This window comes from Flagellimonas sp. CMM7 (assembly GCF_021390195.1).
Classification (GTDB): Bacteria; Bacteroidota; Bacteroidia; order Flavobacteriales; family Flavobacteriaceae; genus Flagellimonas.
In genome coordinates this window covers 3,874,264-3,894,060 of the sequence record NZ_CP090003.1, presented here as the reverse complement: position 1 = coordinate 3,894,060, position 19,797 = coordinate 3,874,264, and the positions used below count along the sequence as shown (strand labels likewise).

Sequence of the window (19,797 nt, the reverse complement as noted above, 5' to 3'; positions counted from 1 at the left end):
TTGTTATTAACCTTTCGAAATAGTTATATAGGATATCGAGTTTTTCGTTCATCCAAAGCCTAAATACATCAATTTGGTACGGATTTTTAATTGAAAAGCACGAACTTCACTTATCATTGGATATAAAACATTAAAACAATTTCATATCAAATCGCCGCCACAAATCAAAAAAAATGACCGACAATCAAGATAAAATAAATCAACTCCTTAAAAAGCTAGAGACCCTACAAGAAAAGCAAAACGACTTTTCGCGGGAAATCAATAGTTTAAGCGATGAAATAAATAGACTAAAAACGTCTGAAGTAAAAACAACCTCAGAAAAAGAAGAAATAAAAAAAGAGGATTCCCTAACGAATACGGTCTCTGAAATCGTAAAAGAAGAAACAACAGTTGAACATACAACAGCGCAACAACAGACAATAACAGAACCATTAAAATATTCCGCTCCAAAGGCAAACACTCCTCCAAAAATCAAAAAAGACCTTGAAAAATTTATAGGTGAGAACCTAATTAATAAAATTGGAATTGGAATCACCATAATTGGCGTGGCCATTGGAGCTAAATATTCTATTGAGCACGATTTAATCAGTCCTCTCACAAGAATAATCTTAGGATACTTGGCAGGAGTAGGACTCTTGGGCTTTGGAATTAAATTAAAGAGAAAGTATAAAAGTTATAGTGCGGTACTTGTTGGGGGAGCCATTGCAATCATGTATTTCATGACGTATGCCGCTTACAGTTTCTATGACTTAGTCCCTCAATTTTTTGCATTTGCACTCATGGTCATTTTTACGGCTTTTACCGTTGTGGCAGCAATTAATTACAACAAACAAGTTATTGCCCATATAGGCTTAGTGGGAGCATACGCTGTTCCGTTTTTACTAAGTGACGGCTCTGGAAAAGTGGCTATACTATATACATACATGGCTATTATTAATGTAGGTATTCTAATAATTTCATTCAAGAAACACTGGAAATCGCTATACTATTCTTCGTTTGGACTAACATGGTTCATTTTCTTTTTGTGGTATGTATCAAAGTATCAAACGGATGAACATTTTGGTTTGGCACTTACTTTTCTATCTATATTCTTCGCAACATTTTATCTAACGTTTCTTGCCTATAAAATACTCCAAAAAGAAAAGTTTGACATTGGCGATATTCTGCTACTACTGGCAAATTCATTTATTTTCTATGGTTTTGGATATGCCATTTTGAACACCCACGAAACTGGGGAACAATTATTAGGGGTATTCACGCTCTGCAACGCCATTGTTCATTTTATTGTCAGCGCAATAATTTTTCGTCAGAAACTCGCTGACAAAAATCTATTTTTTCTGGTTTCAGGATTGGTTTTGGTTTTCATTACAATAGCCGTACCAGTTCAATTGGATGGAAATTGGGTAACGTTGTTATGGGCAGGAGAGGCCGCATTGTTATTCTGGATTGGAAGAACTAAAAATGTTTCCATTTATGAAAAACTATCGTACCCCCTAATGATCTTGGCATTCTTTAGCATCGTTCATGACTGGGACACGATATACGGCAATTACTATCCTGAAAACCCAGAATCAAGAGTACTGCCTTTTCTAAACATTAATTTTCTCACTTCCCTCCTGTTCATTTTAGCTTTTGGGTTTATTAGCTTCCTGAACCGAAACAAAAATTACCAGCCTGCATTAAACCCTGAGAAATGGACTTCAAAAATTGTTTCCTATCTAATTCCGGGGATTCTAATTTATACGCTTTACTATTCATTCCGTATAGAAATAGCAAATTATTGGGATCAACTCTTCATGGATTCTATACTTAACGTTACTTCAGAAGGCCAACAATACCCCAATAATTATTGGAATTACGATTTAAGTGATTTTGAATCAATATGGATCATCAATTATTCCTTGTTGTTCGTTTCAATACTTTCTTTCGTGAATTTAAAAAAGTTAAAAAATCAGCCATTAGGATTGATGAATCTTGGCTTAAATACATTGGCAATTGTCGTCTTTTTAACGCAAGGGCTTTATGTTCTTAGCGAATTGCGTGAAAGCTATTTGGAACAAACTTTATCAGAATACTATCAAAGAGGCATTTTTAACATTGGAATTAGGTATGTTTCATTTGTATTCTTTATCCTAACGCTGGTTTCTTGCTATCAATATGTTCATCAGGAATTTATAAAGAAGAATCTCAAGATTGCTTTTGATTTCCTACTGCACATTTCTGTTTTGTGGATTATAAGCAGTGAGTTGATCAACTGGTTGGATATTGCGGGATCCACGCAATCATACAAACTTGGACTAAGCATTCTTTGGGGGAGTTATTCGTTGTTCTTAATCGCTTTCGGAATTTGGAAAAAGAAAAAACATTTACGAATTGGGGCCATTTCATTATTCGGAGTTACACTAATCAAACTTTTCTTTTATGATATTTCTCATCTTGATACCATTTCAAAAACGATTGTATTTGTATCGTTAGGAATATTGCTTTTGATCATTTCATTTTTGTACAACAAATACAAACATTTTATTTCTAATGAAAATAACAGTTAAATCGTATACCTGGCTTCTTTTGTTATTATGTTCATATGCTTATGGACAGATGGAACAGTATGATTATAAGCGTGAGTTAAAAGAGGTTTCTGAACAATGGCATGAACTGGTTTTACCAAAGGATATCTTTGGTAAGGTTTCGCAGAACTTATCGGATATCAGAATCTTTGGCATAACCAATAATGACACCATTGAATCTCCCTATCTAATCCGGCGGAATGTGGAAAAGATATCCAATAAGGAAGTTGTATTCAAAATGCTCAATACCGCCACTCACAACGATAAGGGGTATTTTTTCACTTTTGAAATTCCCACAACAGAACCAATAAATCAAATCCAACTAGAATTTAAACAGCAAAATTTTGATTGGCAGCTTAAGCTTGAGGGCAGTCAAGACCAACAGGAATGGTTCACCATTACCGATAATTATCGAATGCTATCAATTAAGAATGAAATAACCGATTTTCAATTCACCAAATTGACTTTTCCGAGTTCAAAGTATCGTTTTTTCCGATTGCTCATAGATAGTAAGGAAAAACCAGAATTGTCGGCCGCAAGTGTTTCGGAATACGAAATCACCAAAGGGATTTATGAAAACCATTCAATTAAGAAGACGGAAACAAAACAAAATAAGCTATTGAAACAGACCGAAATTGATATTGAACTACAACTCGCTTCAGCTGTTAGCCATATTGACATAGGCATTAAGGATACTTTTGATTATTACCGACCTGTAACCATAAAATATCTCACGGACAGCTTAAAAACGGAGCAAGGTTGGAAATACAATTACAGTACGCTCGCGTCTGGAACCTTAAATTCTATTAATGAAAATGAGATTAAATGTGGTAGCACAACACTTAAAAAATTAAAAATCCTAATTCACAATCAAGACAGTCAAGCATTAACACTCGGTACTATCAAGGTAAAAGGATATGTTCATGAACTAGTAGCTCGTTTTACAGAACCTGTGACCTACTTCTTAACATACGGGAACAACAAAGCTGTAAGGCCGCATTATGATATTGACCGATTCACAGATAAGATTCCGAAAGAATTGACAGCCATAGAGATTGGTAACGAACTTACCATAGAAAAGGACGGGGTTCCAGTGACAGAACCTCTTTTCCAAAACAAGAATTGGCTCTGGGGAATCATGATTCTAATGATTTTATTGCTCGGGTGGTTTTCATTAAAAATGATTAAGAAAAAATAGCTTAACTTTTGATGGTAATTATTGAATTTGAGAAGGATCACTTCCGATTCATTTCAGAAGCAAACCCTAAAAAACCCTACCAATTACACGGGTGATTACGCTGGTTTCGATTCAAAAATTGGGGGAACCATCCAAATTAAAATAGGTGAAAGCCAAAATTTAGTGTATTGTATTGAAGATACCTGTTATCCTATGATCTACTTGGGCAATCATAAATTCTGGATTGAACAATGGCCCTATGACCACCTAGCATTTGAAGTTGATAATAAGGGCAAAACTCTGGCGATTAAGGAATATTTTACGGGCTTCTATGTCATGATAAGGAAAAGGGTAAGTACCCTTTAAGTTTTGTGCACAAAACTATCTCTAAAACTATTTTTATCCTTAATTTGAACCACCTCTCTAAAGAGCTCAAAAACAGTCTAATTAACAAAGTACACCAAATGAAAAACCAATTGTTATCCACAGTGCTCGTGCTGTTCACCTTTGTTGCATTTGCCCAAGAAAAATCAGAAAAAAAAGAAATTCCTGATGCCGAAATCTTCACCTCTACCCAGTCCGTGACCATCAATGGAAAAACTATTACCCTTGCTACAGAGACGGGAACGGTGCAGCTCAGGGATGAAAATGACAAACCCATAGCGTTATTTGGCTTCACACATTATAGAAAAACGAATTCGAGTAAAAATAGACCCATTGTCTTTGCTTTTAACGGAGGTCCATTGTCCGCTTCCTTTTGGTTGCATTTTGGCGTATTGGGACCAAAACGCATTGAAATCAATGATCCCTCATATACCAAACCAGCTCCTTATAAAGTGGTCAATAATGAGTTTTCCATTTTGGATAAGGCGGATTTGGTGATGATAGACCCTGTAGGTGTTGGCTTTAGCAAACCTATTGGTGATGCCAAATGGGAAGATTTTTGGGGTGTGGATCAAGACATCCGCAGTATAGGTCTGTTCATAGAACAGTTTATCATAAAAACCGACAAGATGAACGCTCCCAAATACTTGCTTGGGGAAAGCTACGGTACCTTTAGAAATGCCGGCTTGGTAAAACATCTTCAAGACAAGGGTATTACTATGAACGGGGTGATTATGGTATCTGCTGTTTTTGATTTACAGCATTTATTGTTTGGTCCAGGAGACGACACCGCCTATTTAATTCATTTCCCAACCTATGCGGCAACTGCTTGGTATCATAACAAGGTAAAAAACAAGGGTGAAAGCTTGGAGGCTTTTCTAGCTGAGGTAAGAACCTTTACCCAAAACGAATATGCTCCTGCCCTACTGAAAGGCGATCAATTAAGCGCTTCGGAAAAAGCAGCTGTCGCACAAAAGTTGGCGGACTATTCTGGGGTAAGCCAAGCGTATTACTTAAAAGCTGACCTAAGGGTCACCAATGGCGAGTATTTTCAAGAAGCACTAAGAGATAAAGGTCTTACAGTAGGTAGGCTAGATTCTAGATTTACCGGAATCAATGAGGATCCGTTGTCGCAGTCGTCGCTTACAGACCCGCAGAGCGATGCCATCTCTCCACCATACATCTCTGCTTTTAAGGACTATTTGTACAACGATTTAAACGTTAGAAAAGATTTGAGCTATACCACTAGTGCAAGTACCAGGAAAAATTTTAAGTGGGATTGGAAACATAATGGTAACGTTGTTTGGAACATGCAAGTGGCCACAACCACCTTGCCAGACATGACCTCTGCCATGAAAAGAAACCCTAATTTAAAGATTTTAATCCTTAACGGATATTACGATCTGGCCACGGTCTTTTATGGCGTAGAGCATTCCATAAACCATATGGGATTGGATGCTGATTTAAAAAAGAACATCATCATGAAATATTATGAGGCTGGCCATATGATGTATACACATATACCTTCTATGCAGAAATTTAAAAAGGATGTGGACGCGTTTATCGATCAAACCACCAACTAGTAGGTAAGTTGTTATCTGTAGACTTATAAAAAGAGGAGCCTTATATGGCTCTTTTACCTTTCTTTACCCAACTATTGATATTGAAAGGAAATTCAGCGAACTTACTTACTTGTGCTGAACTTGTTTCAGTATCGGTTGATATAACTTTTTTGAACTAAACTGAGATTTTATTAATGAAACTTACCTTAAAAAAAATAGTTCACTTTCCCATAGTTAAAATGGTTTTGGGCATTGCAATCTGTCTTGCCGTGCTTATCGGGATTCAAAATTTAGTCACAAAGCCCTTAATACATCACTTTATTGACAGTAAGCCAATTGGAGACACCATTGTAAATTATATTTCTGTTGTTGTATTGTTAGCATGCTATTTTTATTTTTTCAAAATAGCTGATAAAAGAGACATTAAAGAACTCTCTAAAACAAATTTAAAAACAGAATTGTTTGGTGGTTTTCTGTTTGGATTTTCGGTTTTATCATTGGTCATATTAATACTGTATTTATTGGGTTACTTTACCGTTGATGGCATTTCTGACTTTTCTTATCTGTTAGCGCCTTTTTCATTTCTGATAATCGCAGCTTTAATTGAAGAGGTTTTTTTTAGACTGATCATATATCGAATTACCGAAAATTGGCTGGGAACTTACTTGGCTTTGCTCATAATATCTATAATTTTTACAGTGCCACATTTGTTAAATGACAATGTTACATTGCTATCGGTTCTGCTGCTATTGACCTTTGGATTTGCACATAGCATAATGTACACCTATACAAAAAGGTTATGGTTACCTTTTGCGTTTCATTTAGGGTGGAACTTTGCGCAACCATTTTATGGTTCTAACCTCTCTGGCACAGAAGAAGAGCATATCCTTAATTCCAATTTTAACGGCCCCACTCTACTCATAGGAAGTGACTTTGGCATAGAAGATTCTATTTTCTCCATAATTTTACTGCTTATAGTTTGTATTCTATTTTTGAGATTATCAATTAGACAAAATAAAATAGTAAAAACAAGCTACAGTAAGAGCTATAAATAATTTCTTGTTCTAGCAACAGCTAACGGAAGATTGTTCATGTTGAGTGTAAATAAAAATAAATGATACGGATTATATACCACTGGAACGTAGCACCAGAAAAATTGGAACTTTTTGTTGAGACGTGGAAAGCAACAACCAATAAAATTCATAAAGAGGTTAAGGGAGCTAGAGGTAGTTTTATGTTACAAAGCGATAATGACCCAACAGCAATAAAAACTATAGCAAGGTGGGATTCTCTTGATTACTGGAAGAAATTTTGGCATGAGGGCAACCATAGCCAAATGGGATCCATGCATGATTTGGGAGAACGGGTCTCCGTAGAAATCTTTAGGGAAATTGATGATTTTACAAGCTAAGATGAAGTACCTCTAGCTCTTGCAAGATTTTATCTTGAAGTATATGTTTAATCAAGATTACGGACAACAAATCTAAAGGTGTCACATTTTAAAATAGTTCTCGTCTTTATATAAACACCACAGCCATGAAAAAACTAGTTTTTGGGTTTGTCCTTACCTCGCTTTTTTGTTCCTACGCCCAAAAAACGGCAATCAAAAACCCAGAAAGCCTGCATATGGAACTTACTAGCGGTAAGTGGTTTAATGGTAGCACCTTCGAGGAAAGAACCGTTTGGGTAAAAGACGGTATTTTAAGTTTTTCTAAGGAGAATACCCAAAATGATACTGTTATAGACCTGACAGGTAAATATGTGATTCCACCCTTTGCCGAGGCGCATAACCATAACCTGGAAAGCGATTACGAATTGGAAGAACGCATTAACACCTACTTGGATAATGGTGTGTTTTATGTAAAACATTTGTCCTCCATAAAAAAACGAATAGATCCATTAATGCACCATTACAACAAACCAAGTGGTATAGATGTGAGCCTAGCACATGCCCCTTTAACAGCAACTGGTGGCCATCCCGTTGCTCTGAGAAAAAGATTTTTAGGATATGGCCATTTCGAAGGACTTTTCAATACTGTAGAAGAAATTGAGTCGCACGGTTATTTTATTGTGGATACTGAAAAGGAGCTCAACCGAAAATGGAATCAGGTGTTATCTTTCAAGCCCGATTTTATAAAAATCAACCTGCTTTATTCAGAAGAATTTTTAAAACGGAAAAACGATACCGCTTATTTTGGTAAAAAGGGCCTAGATCCAGACTTAGTGCCAGCCATCGTTTCAAAAGCACACCTTAACAATTTAAGGGTAAGTGCACATGTGTCCACAGCTCATGATTTTCATGTGGCGGTAACCTCTGGAGTCGATGAAATTGCACACCTACCAGAAATTCATAATGGCAAGCCCATTGCTTTAGCCGACGTAAAATTGGCTAAACAAAAAGATATCATAGTGGTTACCACAGCATCTTTGGTAACGAAAAACACTAAAAGGCCCAATTACGACCAATTGGTAGCGAATATTCGTTCAAATTTGAAAATTCTTAAAGATGCAGACATTACCATTGCCATTGGTTCCGATATGTATAATGATAATTCGGTGGGAGAATTCCAGTTCCTGAACAACTTAAACCTGTTCAGTAATCTGGACTTACTTAAAATGTGGTGCGAAAACTCGGCAATCACAACCTTTCCCAACAGAAAGATAGCCTTTTTAAAAGAGGGCTATGAGGCTAGTTTTTTAGTGTTGGATGTAAATCCTTTGGAACGTATTGACAGCATAAACAAGTCAATCAAGTTAAGGGTTAAACAGGGTACTATTCTAAATTGAAAGATAGAATTGTTTGGAATTTTGAACGATGAATTGTCATCTCATTTTTACAGTTTTACAGCAACTCGTCTAAAAGCTCCCTTTATAAGAACTAGGGTTTCATACAAAGGCTCCGTATCTTTGTACTGTGGAAAATGATAAAAAAATCATCTTGTTCGATGGGGTCTGTAACCTCTGCAATGGCGCTATCCAATTTATCATCAAACGAGATAAAAATGACACGTTTCGCTATGCGGCGCTGCAAAGTGAAATTGGAGAACGGTTGATTGCTGAACGTGCTATTGATACCACTAAAGTAGATTCTATTATATTGATTGAACCAGGAGTTGCCTATTTTACCAAATCAGATGCTGCTTTACAAATAAGTAAAGGTTTCGGTGGATTTTGGAAAGTAATGGGCATCTTCACTTGGATACCTAAATCTTTCCGAGACGTCATTTACGACCTTATTGCAAAAAATAGATACAAATGGTTCGGAAGAAAAGATGCCTGTATGATTCCTACTGCTGAATTAAAGGCCAAGTTTTTAAACTAGGGAACATGGAACAACTTTCACACAAAATTTATAACTATTTAGTTCATTCTGGACTTTCAGCCGAATGGGCCGCATATATTAACATGGCCATTATGCTGATTGGTGTGCTGGTCATTCTGTTGCTGATTGATTTTGTTTTAAGAAAACTGCTGATTGGTTTGTTCTCCCGTCTTTCAGTAAGTTCAAAGACCCATTTTGATGATTTCCTGGTCAAAAATCGCGCTCCACGTAATATTGCACATATTATCCCTTTAGTAATATTGTTTAAAGCACTTCCATTTATTTTTAGGGATTTCCCAGCAACCGAGTCTTTGTTATTAAAAGTAATCGAAGTATTGGGTATTTTTCTCTTTTTATGGATTGTTAGGAGTCTGCTGCATACCATAAAAGACTTCCTCAAAACCTTACCCAATCTAAAAGACAAACCCATAGACAGCTATATTCAAGTGTTTATGATTTTTGCATGGGCCATTGGACTTTTCTTTGCCTTTTCAGTAATTACAGGAGTTGAACTATGGAAGTTCCTGACCGCCCTTGGAACGGCATCAGCGGTAATTATACTCGTTTTTCGAGATACCATAATGGGTTTTGTAGCAAGTATTCAAGTATCTATTAATGATATGGTTCGTATTGGTGATTGGATTACCTTCGATAAATATGGTGCAGATGGTGATGTTATTGAAATAAACCTAGCAACCGTAAAAGTTCAGAATTTTGATAAAACTATAACTACAATCCCAACCTATGCCCTGATTTCCGATTCGTTCAAGAATTGGCGCGGTATGGCCAATTCAGATGGAAGACGTATCAAAAGGGCACTTTTGATCAAACAAGAAAGTGTACGCTTTTTGAATAAAGAAGATGTGGAATCGCTTCAAAAAATAGAAATGTTAACTCAGTATCTTAAAAAAAGAGATGCCGATATAACAAAGTATAATACCGAAAACAACGTGGATAAATCCCTGTTAATAAACGGTAAGAACCTAACGAACGTTGGTGTTTTTAGAAAATATGTGGATACCTATTTACATAACCATTCCGGTATTAATAAAGAAATGATGATTATGGCCCGTCAATTGCCCCCTACTTCGCAAGGAATACCGTTAGAGATATATGCCTTCAGTAGTGATAAACGCTGGGAGAACTATGAATATATTATGGCGGACATATTTGATCACCTTTTGGCTGCCATTCCCTTCTTTAATCTTGAAGGCTTTGAATTGCCCAGTAGCGGAAATTTTAAATTAAAGTGATGCGGCAGATGTTTTAAACTTCTCACCTAGTTCCAAACAACACGCTTATTTAAGGTTGTTCAATATAAAATCTAAAATCTTGTTGGTGTTCAGCTTTTGCTCAAATGACAGACTTTTATGTGTAATAGGTTGCGCCAAACCTAATTGCTTCAGATGGTCAATCTGCTCTTCATAGTCTAATGAAACCTTACCTGTAAATAGAACATCTAAAGGTTCTTCATTTTGATATCGTTTGTATATTTTTCGCAATCCACTTAAATACAATCTATCTTTGGTAAAACCACCTCCTCGATGAGCTCTTAACGTAATCCCAAATGCTTCTTCCTTATTCAACTTATATTGACCATGAATCAAATCAAAAGTATCAGCAAAGCTATAGCCCTTTATAAGACCATCCGCAGCCATTACTCTATAGGCTAATTCTTTTAATCGCTTTAGCGTAAGAGCACCTCCCATATATTCACTAAAAACAGATAATCCTTCTTGGGTTTCCACATTTTTGGGTAATCCATTGGAAAATATTTTTAATGGCTGATCTAGACCATTGAATGTGGTCACCAAATGCACTCCTATTTCATGATTGGCCAAGGTCAACAATTGATTTTTACTGAACTTTACATTCTTCTTTATCAACAAGGTCTGCGAACTATTACTAACCATCGCCTCTGCAGCTATATTGGTTGAAAAGCGAATTTTTAATGGGAAGTTATAGCGTGTTATATAGTCTTCAAAATAGGTTTTGGCATCATCTGGAGAAAACACTTTGTCCATATCTACCGAACTGGGCTCGTCCTTAAAGTGAAGTATAAACCTAGCATTCTGAACATCCTTTTCTGTAGGAGTACCAAATGCTCTAAGGGAATTATAGTAAAAATTTTTTCCTCGTCCAATGGTCTCAATGCATTGAATCATATTGGCATAATAATATATCACATCTTGATATAGCTTACGGATAGATTCATCCTCAATACGTTCCAATCGTTGTGAAAAGAAAAGTCGTTGCAGTTTATAGGGGTCAAATTTTAGTTTTGGATACTTGAATTCTGGCTCTTTGGTATATTTTGAAGCAAAAAAGCGATGTTTCTCCTTTTCTATGTTCAAGGGATTCACATAGCTGAGCAACTCAATTCGTTTTACTAAGCGATCAAGGTTCGAGTCAATATCAAATAGCGCAGGATATTCCTTTTGTAGTTCTTGTTGTTGTGTTGCCTTAATCATACACTCTTGTGAAATTCTTCAACTTGCAAAGGTATCAAATCTTTAAGTTGATTCTCAACGGATTTAACTACTTCGGGATAAATAACGCCGGAAAGTTCATCGCAGTATATTTTGGAGATTTCTGTAGCCAAAACCAAAGTGTTTCTGAAGTTTTGTGTGATGTATTTCAAAAAATAGCCATTTCCTTGGAAGGTATCGTTGATTTTAGAGGTTGATTGTATTCCATTTGGCAATTGCAAGGCTCCCAATTTGGCTCTCCAATTTTCTATTAAATTTCCATACCTATCGTTATCCACGTTAGAAGTTCCCAAATTCCATACTGGGACTTCCCTATCCCATCGTTTCCAATTATAGCTATGCATATCAAAAACAATCACGTTTTGAAAATTGGATTCTAATTTCCCTATTAAAGTGTTCACCACCTTATAGAAATTTGCATGTTTACCAAGACTATGTTGTTTTTCGTTTTCCGGTAAAGTTTCTTTCCACAGCTGTTTGCCCCATGCCGTATCAAAGATTGCTGTTTCTGGAGGTCGATTCAAATCGTATTCAAACCTGCTGTCGCAACCGGCAATTACTATTGGAAAGCTATGCACCATTTGTTTGGTGCAGGGGTCTTCTTCATACCAGCGTTCATACTCCGTATGTAAACAATTATCCCATAGCGACTGACGAAACTGATGCCCATCATGTACTGCCCCACATATATAGGGAACATATTTTTCAATTTTTAACGTAAAAGAATAATCATCGGAAACCGCCTCAAAAGCTTTCCCTGATTCAATATTGGAAATAATATCAGAAACTGATAATTTATGCATTCTCAACTTCGCTTCGTAATCTGGACCTCCTATCAAAGGCCTGTAATTTATCGATGACTTTGCTTTCAACAAAATCAATGACCTTACATTGTATTTTTGTTTTGTAGACCTTGTTCATATATGTAATTCCGCCCGGCGACATCACGTTTACCTCAACAAGCTTTCCTCCTATTACATCAATGCCCACAAAATAAAGTCCGTCATTGACCAACTTAGGGCCAATCTGTTTGCAAAGTGCTTTTTCTTCTTTTGTTAAAGTGTGTTTGGCAACTGTGCCACCTGCAGAAACATTGGATCTATGATCATCAGAACCTGGTATTCGTCTCATAGCACCAATGGGCTCTCCATTCAATATTAAAACCCTTACATCTCCTTGATCGGCACCTTCAATGTATTCTTGAAGTATAACATAGTTAGATGTTCCATCTGAGTTGGTTACATAAAAATCTAATAATGATTTAATATTAGACATTGCAGCTCTTTCAATTAGGATAACACCAGAGCCCCCAAAACCATTTAATGGTTTTAAAATCATTTTATCCGCTTCGGATTCGTTGATTTGCCTTACCAAATAGTTCTTGTTTTTTGAAACATGGGTTACGGGAATAATATTGCTATGACTATCCCCAAAGGCCGCCGTATAGAGTTTGTTATTTGCTTCACGAAGCCCTTGAAGGGAATTCATAATAAACACATCGTCTTTTACAGAGTCCAAAAAGTTGAGCATTAATGGATCTAGAGGAGGGTTGGCACGCATAAAAATCACGTCAAACCCCGCCAAAGGGAGCATTTCTTCCCGCAATGATGCCTGTTTATAAAACGTTTTTAAATTACTGGAGACCTTTTCCATTTTGTTGACCACCGTACAAAAAGCACTGGTAACACTGTTTCTTATGGTTAGATTGGCCGGGGTACATAGGGCTACACCATGTTTTCGTTTTACACATTCATGAATAAGTGCAAGACTTGTATCATTTTCTGGATCAATTTCCTCCCAAGGGTACATTAAAAAACAGATGTTCATAGCTCTAGTTGATTTGTTATTTCACTTCATCCAAGTGGTCATCCCACTCTTTTATATTTGGTTTGCCAAGTTTGCCAACTGATTTTGCAACAACCATGGATACCATTGCGTCTCCTGTTACATTCACTATAGTTCTGCACATATCCAAAGGTCTATCTACAGCAAAAATCAATGCCAAACCTATGGCCAATTTATCCGCTGGAAAACCTATGGACTCCAAGACAATCACCAACATGACCATTCCGGCACCTGGTACTGCCGCAGAGCCAATGGAAGCTAACAAAGCGGTTAGTACTATGGTTAATTGGTCACCAAAAGTTAGATCAAAACCTAGCGCTTGCGAAATGAAAACCGCCGCAACGCCCTGATACAGACTTGTACCATCCATATTAATAGTTGCACCTACGGGCAAAACAAAACTGGACACTTCTTTGTCTACTCCTATGTGCTCCTCAACTCTCTCCATAGTAACCGGTAAAGTGGCGGCACTGGAACTTGTAGAAAAAGCCAATAATTGTGCGGGACTCATTTCTTTTAAAAACCAAAATGGATTCTTTTTGGTGTAAACGGATACAACAACGCTGTAAAACACTATCATTAAGAATAGTCCTCCAACTACAACTCCTGCATATTTCAATAGGGCCAGCAGTAAATCTGGATCACTTGATGATACCACTACTCCAGCCAACAAAGCGAACACTGCATAAGGAGCCGAAAGCATGATTAAATCCACCATTTTTAAGACTACATCATTTAAGGAGTCAAAAAAATCTTTTAACGGTTTAGCCCTTTCCTCTCCTATCAATAACATAGAAATGCCCAGAAATATGGTGAAAAAGATCACTTGAAGCATAAGACCGTTATCACTCATCGCTTTTAAGGCATTATCTGGCACCATATCCTCTAAAAACTGCAAAGGGCCGCTATCTTTCTGGCGAGTAGCTTCAGCTATTTTGGAGGTAACCCCTGAATCGGTTGCATAGGTTTGGGTTAATTTGGTTACTGTTTCTTCTGAAATACCATTTCCTGGTTGTAATGCATTAACTAGCAGTAATCCTATGGATATTGCTACAACAGTGGTTAAAATATAGATGCCTATAGTTCTTAACCCAATATTCCTAAACTTAGAAATATCCTTTAAATCTGAAATTCCTTTGACCAAGGAGGCAATAATCAAAGGAATGGCGATAAGTTTAAGCAGTTTAACAAAAATTGTTCCCAGCGGTTGAATCCAGTCGGAAACAAAACCCTTGCCCCAATCAACTTGGGTCATAACAAAGCCAAAAACAATACCTAACACCATCCCGATAAGGATTTTCCAGTGTAATTCTAATTTACGCATAGTTGGAATTTGCGTAGTAAGATACTATTTTGAGTGGAAAAAAATTAAAGAAGCGATTATATTTTGTTAGTACGCGCCAAAAGGGCGAAGTCCGCCAAAACCATAGCGGCCATTGCTTCAACAATGGGTACTGCTCTTGGAACTACGCAAGGATCATGTCTTCCTTTGCCTTGAGTAGTAACTTTTTCACCTTCTTTATTGATGGTTTCATAAGATTGAAGCACAGTGGCAACGGGTTTAAACGCTACATTAAAATAAATGTCCATCCCATTGCTGATACCTCCTTGAATGCCTCCACTAAGATTTGTTGTGGTAGTGCCATCACTATTGTAGGAATCATTATGCTCACTACCTTTCATGGTAACGCCATGAAACCCGCTGCCATACTCAAAACCCTTTACAGCATTGATGGATAACATTGCACCGCCTAAAGTTGCATGCAACTTATCAAACACTGGCTCACCCAAACCAATTGGTACATTTTGAATGACACAGGTAATGACACCACCAATGGTATCACCTTCCTTTTTAATGGATTTTATGTATTCTTCCATACGGCCAGCTGTTTCCATATCGGGACAACGCACTGGATTGGCTTCTATCTTGGAAAAGTCAAGTTCTTTGTAGTCCTTTTTCAATTTCATTGTTCCCACCTGAGAAACAAAAGCATTGATTTTTACGTCTTGAAGGAATTGTTTTGCAATAGCTCCCGCTACTACTCTACTTGCTGTTTCCCTTGCTGAACTTCTACCTCCACCTCTATAATCCCTAAATCCATACTTTTTATCATAAACGTAATCAGCATGAGAAGGTCTGTACGAATCCTTTATATGTGAATAATCCTTGGATTTTTGGTTGGTATTATGAATAGCAAAACCTATTGGAGTCCCTGTAGTTTTTCCTTCAAAGAGACCAGAATAAATCTCAACTGTATCTGGCTCCTTTCGTTGTGTAACTATGGCAGATTGGCCTGGTTTTCTTCTATTTAATTCCAATTGGATTTTTTCTATATCCAATGCTATTCCAGCCGGGCAGCCATCAATTACGCCTCCAAGCGCTCTACCATGAGATTCTCCAAAAGATGTAAGTTTAAAAAGCTGTCCAAAAGTGTTTCCTGCCATTTACCTAAAATTCAATAAGCTTCAAAGGTAGATGTTATAAATCTTTTTCAAAAAAAAGCTTGCCAGTTAATGTTTATGTAATGTATAAGGGTGTCGGTTGATGTTTTTTTAACGGTATGCTTATAAATTATTCATCTCAATTTAATTTTAAGTTTATTCCTACACCGTTATTTTGTAAACAAACCTATACCGTTGAAAAAAAGGAAGATAGAGCTAGCCGTTATTTCAGATGTTCACTTAGGAACATACGGCTGTCATGCAGATGAACTTATTGCTTACTTAAATAGTATACAACCCAAGAAACTTATCTTGAATGGGGATATCATTGATATTTGGCAATTTAGCAAACATTATTTCCCAGCTTCACACTTAAAAGTGCTCAGGAAGATTATTGGCATGGCTTCCAAAGGTACTGAAGTACACTACATTACTGGAAATCATGATGAAATGCTCCGTAAGTTTAGTGATACTTCAATGGGTAATTTTAAAATTGCCAACAAACTTGTACTCAATTTAGATGGTAAAAAGGCATGGATTTTTCATGGTGATGTTTTTGACGTGTCTATACAGAATGCAAAATGGCTGGCAAAACTTGGTGGATATGGTTACGATATTCTTATCCTGATAAACAGTTTCATTAATTGGTGCTTGGCCAAGATGGGACGTGAACGATATTCGCTCTCCAAACGCATAAAAAATAGCATTAAAGGCGCTATAAAGTATATCAACAACTTTGAAAAGACCGCTGGCGACCTTGCCATTGAAAACGACTATGATTATGTTATCTGCGGCCATATTCATCAACCCAAGAAAGAGCGTTATGAAAATAAACATGGAAGTTGTCTTTACCTTAATTCTGGGGATTGGATAGAAAACTTGACAGCGTTGGAGTACTCTTTTAAACGTTGGAGAGTATACCATTATAATCATGACAAGCTATCGCCTTTCTTTGTTGACGAAGAGCTTAAGGAAATGGACATGAATGAGCTTATCGATTCTATAACAGACAAAGAATTGGATATTAAAACCATCGCTGAAGTTGTAAAAGAAAAAAAAGACGAAAAAACCTTAAATAACCAAGGCTTGACGCAAAATTGAAACTGGATGTTGTGAATCCCTTTCTGTTCCATCTTTAATCTGATGTCTACAACTTGTCCCGTTTGCTGAAATTATGGTTTCCTCCGGGCTTTTCCGCACAGCTGGGAACAATTTTAGCTCACCTACCTTCATGCTGATTTCATAATGTTCTTTTTCATACCCAAAAGAGCCTGCCATTCCACAACAACCCGATGCAATTATGGAAACCTTATAATTTTTAGGCAGGTTAAGTGCATCAAATGTAACTTTCTGATTGGATAACGCCTTCTGGTGGCAGTGACTATGAATCTTTACCACTTTTTCCTCTAGGGTAAAACTATCAGAAGTTATGTTTCCATTGCTAATCTCCGAAGCTAAAAATTCTTCGGCCAAAAAAGAGTTTGAAGAAAGTATATCCACTTGCTCTTTATGATCATGGAGTCTTTTGTATTCATCTCTAAATGATAGTATTGCCGAGGGTTCCAAGCCTACAATTGGAATATCCTGTTGAAGAATTGTTTCTAGATTTCCAATGTTCTTCTCTACCAGTTTTTTGGCCTGCTTTAAAAAGCCCTTGGACAAATATGTTCTTCCACTTTCCGCATAAAACAACTGTACATCATAACCAAGCTTACAAAGCAGTTCAATAGCATCTTTGCCTACTTCAATATCCAAATACTGAGTGAACTCATCAATATATAGCACCACCTTCTTTAAAGATTGTGCGTTTTCTACCCTCAATTTTTTTAAATAGTTATCAAAATTGAAATTGTAAACCTTTGGAAGAGATCTTTCCGAGGCTACCCCCGATGTTTTTTTAAGCAACCCTCCCAGTGCTTTTGACTTATAAATAGAGTTGGTCAAGCTGGGGAGTTTACTCCCAAGAGCATTGAACCGCGTATTATGAGCGAACAGCTTGCTCCGCAATGGATAACCATTTGTTTCCTGATATTGATAAAGAAACTCTGCTTTTAAAGTAGCCACATCTACATTACTGGGGCACTCGCTAGCACAAGCTTTACAACTTAAACAAAGGTCAAAAACCTCTTTCAGTTCTTTTTGATCAAACTTATTTGGCTTTTCTGAATTGGTCAAAAACTCTCGCAAAGCATTGGCTCTACCTCGCGTGGTATCCTTCTCATTTTTCGTAGCATGATAACTGGGACACATGCCTCCATACATATTATGGCTTTTGCGACAATCGCCACTGCCATTACATTTTTCAGCAGCTTTTAGAATTCCTTCGCTATCTGAAAAATCCATTAATGTCTTTACCTCGGGCTCAACGCGATTAATTTCATACCGCAGCGATTCATCCATAGGAAAAGCATCTACAATTTTTCCTGGGTTGAAAATAGTATTCGGGTCAAAAACAGATTTTATCCGTTTCAGTAATTCATAATTGGCTTCCCCAATCATTAGGGGAATAAATTCTGCTCTTACTATTCCATCTCCATGTTCGCCACTAAAGCTGCCCTTATATTTTTTGGTCAGTTTTGCTACATCTGTTGTAATGGCACGGAATAAAGCAACATCCTCTGATTTTTTTAAATTAAGAATGGGTCTTAAGTGCAATTCACCAGCTCCTGCATGGGCGTAATAGACCGCATCTTGATCATAACCTTTCATGATTTTAGTGAATTCACCAATAAAGTCTTTTAAATCTTCCAGAGCTACCGCAGTGTCTTCAATACAAGCAACAGCCTTACGATCACCTACCATATTTCCCAATAGACCCAACCCTGCTTTGCGCAGTTCAAGTGCTTTGTTGATATCATCTCCTTTTAAAACAGGACTAGCATAGCTCAACCCAGATTTCTCAATGGTCGTTAACAACCCCCGAAGTTGTTTTTCCAGTTCATCATCGGTATTGGCTTTTACCTCCAACATTAAAATTCCAGCAGGATCTCCATCCACAAAAAAGCGGTTAACCAATTGTGCCCTGTTGTTCTTTGTACAATCAAGAATAACTTTGTCCATCATTTCGCAGGTATGCAAATTATGTTGCATAACAGGGGCAACATCACTCAAACAATCTTCCAAGCTGCTATAATGGGTCGCCACCATTGCTGATAAAGGCGGAGGCGTATCATCCAATTGTAAGGTGATTTCTGTAGTAAAAGCCAAGGTACCTTCACTCCCGGACAACAATTTACATAAGTTAAAATCTCCCTCGTTACCTCCAAAAACATTGTTCTTTAAGAGTTCATCCACAGCATAACCAGTGTTTCTTCTATGAATACTGGGTTTTGGAAATTCCGTTCTAATGTTTTCCTGATTCTCAGTGCTGGAAAGTTCTGCATCAATTGTTGAATAAATAAGGCCTTCAAGTGAATTTTGATTCTTTTTGCTTTCAAATTCATCTTTATCCAAATCAGCAAAAAAAGCTTCACTTCCATCAGATAATACGCAGTTAAGAGCAACTACTTTATCTCTAGTAACACCATATTGAATAGATGTTGTACCTGAAGAATTATTGCCCACCATTCCGCCAATCATACACCTATTGGATGTTGACGTATTTGGTCCAAAAAAAAGACCAAATGGTTTTAAATATTGATTTAGTTCATCCCTAACGACACCAGGTTGAACCTTAACTTGTTTTTTATCCTTGTCTAAATGTAGGATTCGAGTAAAATGTTTGGAAACATCTACCACAATACCTTCCCCTACGCATTGTCCCGCCAAAGAAGTTCCTGCTGTTCTAGGAATCAACCCAATACCATGTTTGTTGGCAAAGGAGATTAAAACCTGGATATCTTCCTTGGTTAAGGGGTAAGCCACCGCTGTAGGTTGCTTTCTGTAAACAGATGCATCCGTCGCATATAGCGTCCTACTTAAATCATCTATTAATAATTCGCCTTGTAATTCTTGAGTGAGAGATTTTAAGAGAGTTTTATCCAATCTGGAACAATTTTTGGTTGTCAAA

At 37.0% G+C, this 19,797-nt stretch carries 16 protein-coding genes; 10 read left to right on the top strand and 6 right to left on the bottom strand.

Features of this window, described 5'->3' with window-relative positions; all coding sequences use genetic code 11:
• Positions 1-173 precede the first annotated feature (173 nt).
• From LV704_RS17560 to LV704_RS17520, 9 genes are all read left to right on the top strand, one after another.
• Positions 174-2,549 carry a DUF2339 domain-containing protein gene (locus LV704_RS17560; RefSeq protein ID WP_163422422.1) on the top strand — a complete coding sequence of 792 codons (2,376 nt, stop codon included), beginning with the start codon at positions 174-176 and terminating at the stop codon, positions 2,547-2,549.
• Positions 2,533-3,765, top strand: a complete 1,233-nt coding sequence (locus LV704_RS17555; protein ID WP_163422423.1) for a DUF3999 family protein — start codon at positions 2,533-2,535, stop codon at positions 3,763-3,765. Before LV704_RS17560 ends, LV704_RS17555 begins: the two co-directional genes overlap by 17 nt.
• Positions 3,766-3,792: 27 nt before the next feature.
• Positions 3,793-4,110: a hypothetical protein gene (locus LV704_RS17550; RefSeq protein WP_163422425.1), complete on the top strand. Its 318-nt coding sequence runs from the start codon at positions 3,793-3,795 to the stop codon at positions 4,108-4,110.
• Positions 4,111-4,208: 98 nt separating this feature from the next.
• A complete protein-coding gene (locus LV704_RS17545) occupies positions 4,209-5,711 on the top strand; it encodes a S10 family peptidase (RefSeq protein WP_163422427.1) in 1,503 nt (500 codons plus the stop codon).
• A gap of 173 nt (positions 5,712-5,884) precedes the next feature.
• Complete coding sequence (locus LV704_RS17540; RefSeq protein WP_163422429.1) at positions 5,885-6,745, top strand: CPBP family intramembrane glutamic endopeptidase; 861 nt, start codon at positions 5,885-5,887, stop codon at positions 6,743-6,745.
• 59 nt (positions 6,746-6,804) lie between these two features.
• Positions 6,805-7,101, top strand: a complete 297-nt coding sequence (locus LV704_RS17535) for an antibiotic biosynthesis monooxygenase (RefSeq protein ID WP_163422431.1) — start codon at positions 6,805-6,807, stop codon at positions 7,099-7,101.
• Between the two features lie 125 nt (positions 7,102-7,226).
• Complete coding sequence (locus tag LV704_RS17530) at positions 7,227-8,477, top strand: amidohydrolase family protein (protein ID WP_163422439.1); 1,251 nt, start codon at positions 7,227-7,229, stop codon at positions 8,475-8,477.
• Between the two features lie 127 nt (positions 8,478-8,604).
• Positions 8,605-9,012 (top strand): thiol-disulfide oxidoreductase DCC family protein, encoded by a 408-nt coding sequence (locus LV704_RS17525; RefSeq protein WP_163422441.1) that lies wholly within the window; start codon positions 8,605-8,607, stop codon positions 9,010-9,012.
• A 5-nt stretch (positions 9,013-9,017) separates the two neighbouring features.
• A complete protein-coding gene (locus LV704_RS17520; RefSeq protein ID WP_163422443.1) occupies positions 9,018-10,265 on the top strand; it encodes a mechanosensitive ion channel family protein in 1,248 nt (415 codons plus the stop codon).
• Positions 10,266-10,310: 45 nt separating this feature from the next.
• On the opposite strand, the gene LV704_RS17515 is transcribed toward LV704_RS17520, so the two are convergent.
• The 5 genes from LV704_RS17515 to aroC are packed head-to-tail and all read right to left on the bottom strand — an operon-like array spanning position 10,311 to position 15,791.
• Positions 10,311-11,483, bottom strand: coding sequence for a flavohemoglobin expression-modulating QEGLA motif protein (locus tag LV704_RS17515; protein WP_163422445.1), 1,173 nt, complete (start codon positions 11,481-11,483; stop codon positions 10,311-10,313).
• Positions 11,480-12,304, bottom strand: coding sequence for an N-formylglutamate amidohydrolase (locus LV704_RS17510; RefSeq protein WP_163422447.1), 825 nt, complete (start codon positions 12,302-12,304; stop codon positions 11,480-11,482). The genes LV704_RS17515 and LV704_RS17510 overlap by 4 nt, the downstream gene beginning before the upstream one ends.
• Entirely contained in the window at positions 12,297-13,328 is a 1,032-nt protein-coding gene (gshB, locus tag LV704_RS17505; protein WP_163422449.1) for a glutathione synthase, read from the bottom strand. Before gshB ends, LV704_RS17510 begins: the two co-directional genes overlap by 8 nt.
• A gap of 16 nt (positions 13,329-13,344) precedes the next feature.
• Complete coding sequence (locus LV704_RS17500; RefSeq protein ID WP_163422451.1) at positions 13,345-14,670, bottom strand: dicarboxylate/amino acid:cation symporter; 1,326 nt, start codon at positions 14,668-14,670, stop codon at positions 13,345-13,347.
• 56 nt (positions 14,671-14,726) lie between these two features.
• Complete coding sequence (gene aroC / locus LV704_RS17495) at positions 14,727-15,791, bottom strand: chorismate synthase (RefSeq protein WP_163422453.1); 1,065 nt, start codon at positions 15,789-15,791, stop codon at positions 14,727-14,729.
• A gap of 192 nt (positions 15,792-15,983) precedes the next feature.
• Between aroC and LV704_RS17490 the strand changes: the two genes are divergently transcribed.
• Complete coding sequence (locus tag LV704_RS17490; RefSeq protein WP_163422455.1) at positions 15,984-16,889, top strand: UDP-2,3-diacylglucosamine diphosphatase; 906 nt, start codon at positions 15,984-15,986, stop codon at positions 16,887-16,889.
• On the opposite strand, the gene LV704_RS17485 is transcribed toward LV704_RS17490, so the two are convergent.
• Positions 16,860-19,772 (bottom strand): FAD-binding and (Fe-S)-binding domain-containing protein, encoded by a 2,913-nt coding sequence (locus tag LV704_RS17485; RefSeq protein ID WP_163422457.1) that lies wholly within the window; start codon positions 19,770-19,772, stop codon positions 16,860-16,862. The two genes, LV704_RS17490 and LV704_RS17485, sit on opposite strands and share 30 nt — an antisense overlap.
• Positions 19,773-19,797 lie beyond the last annotated feature (25 nt).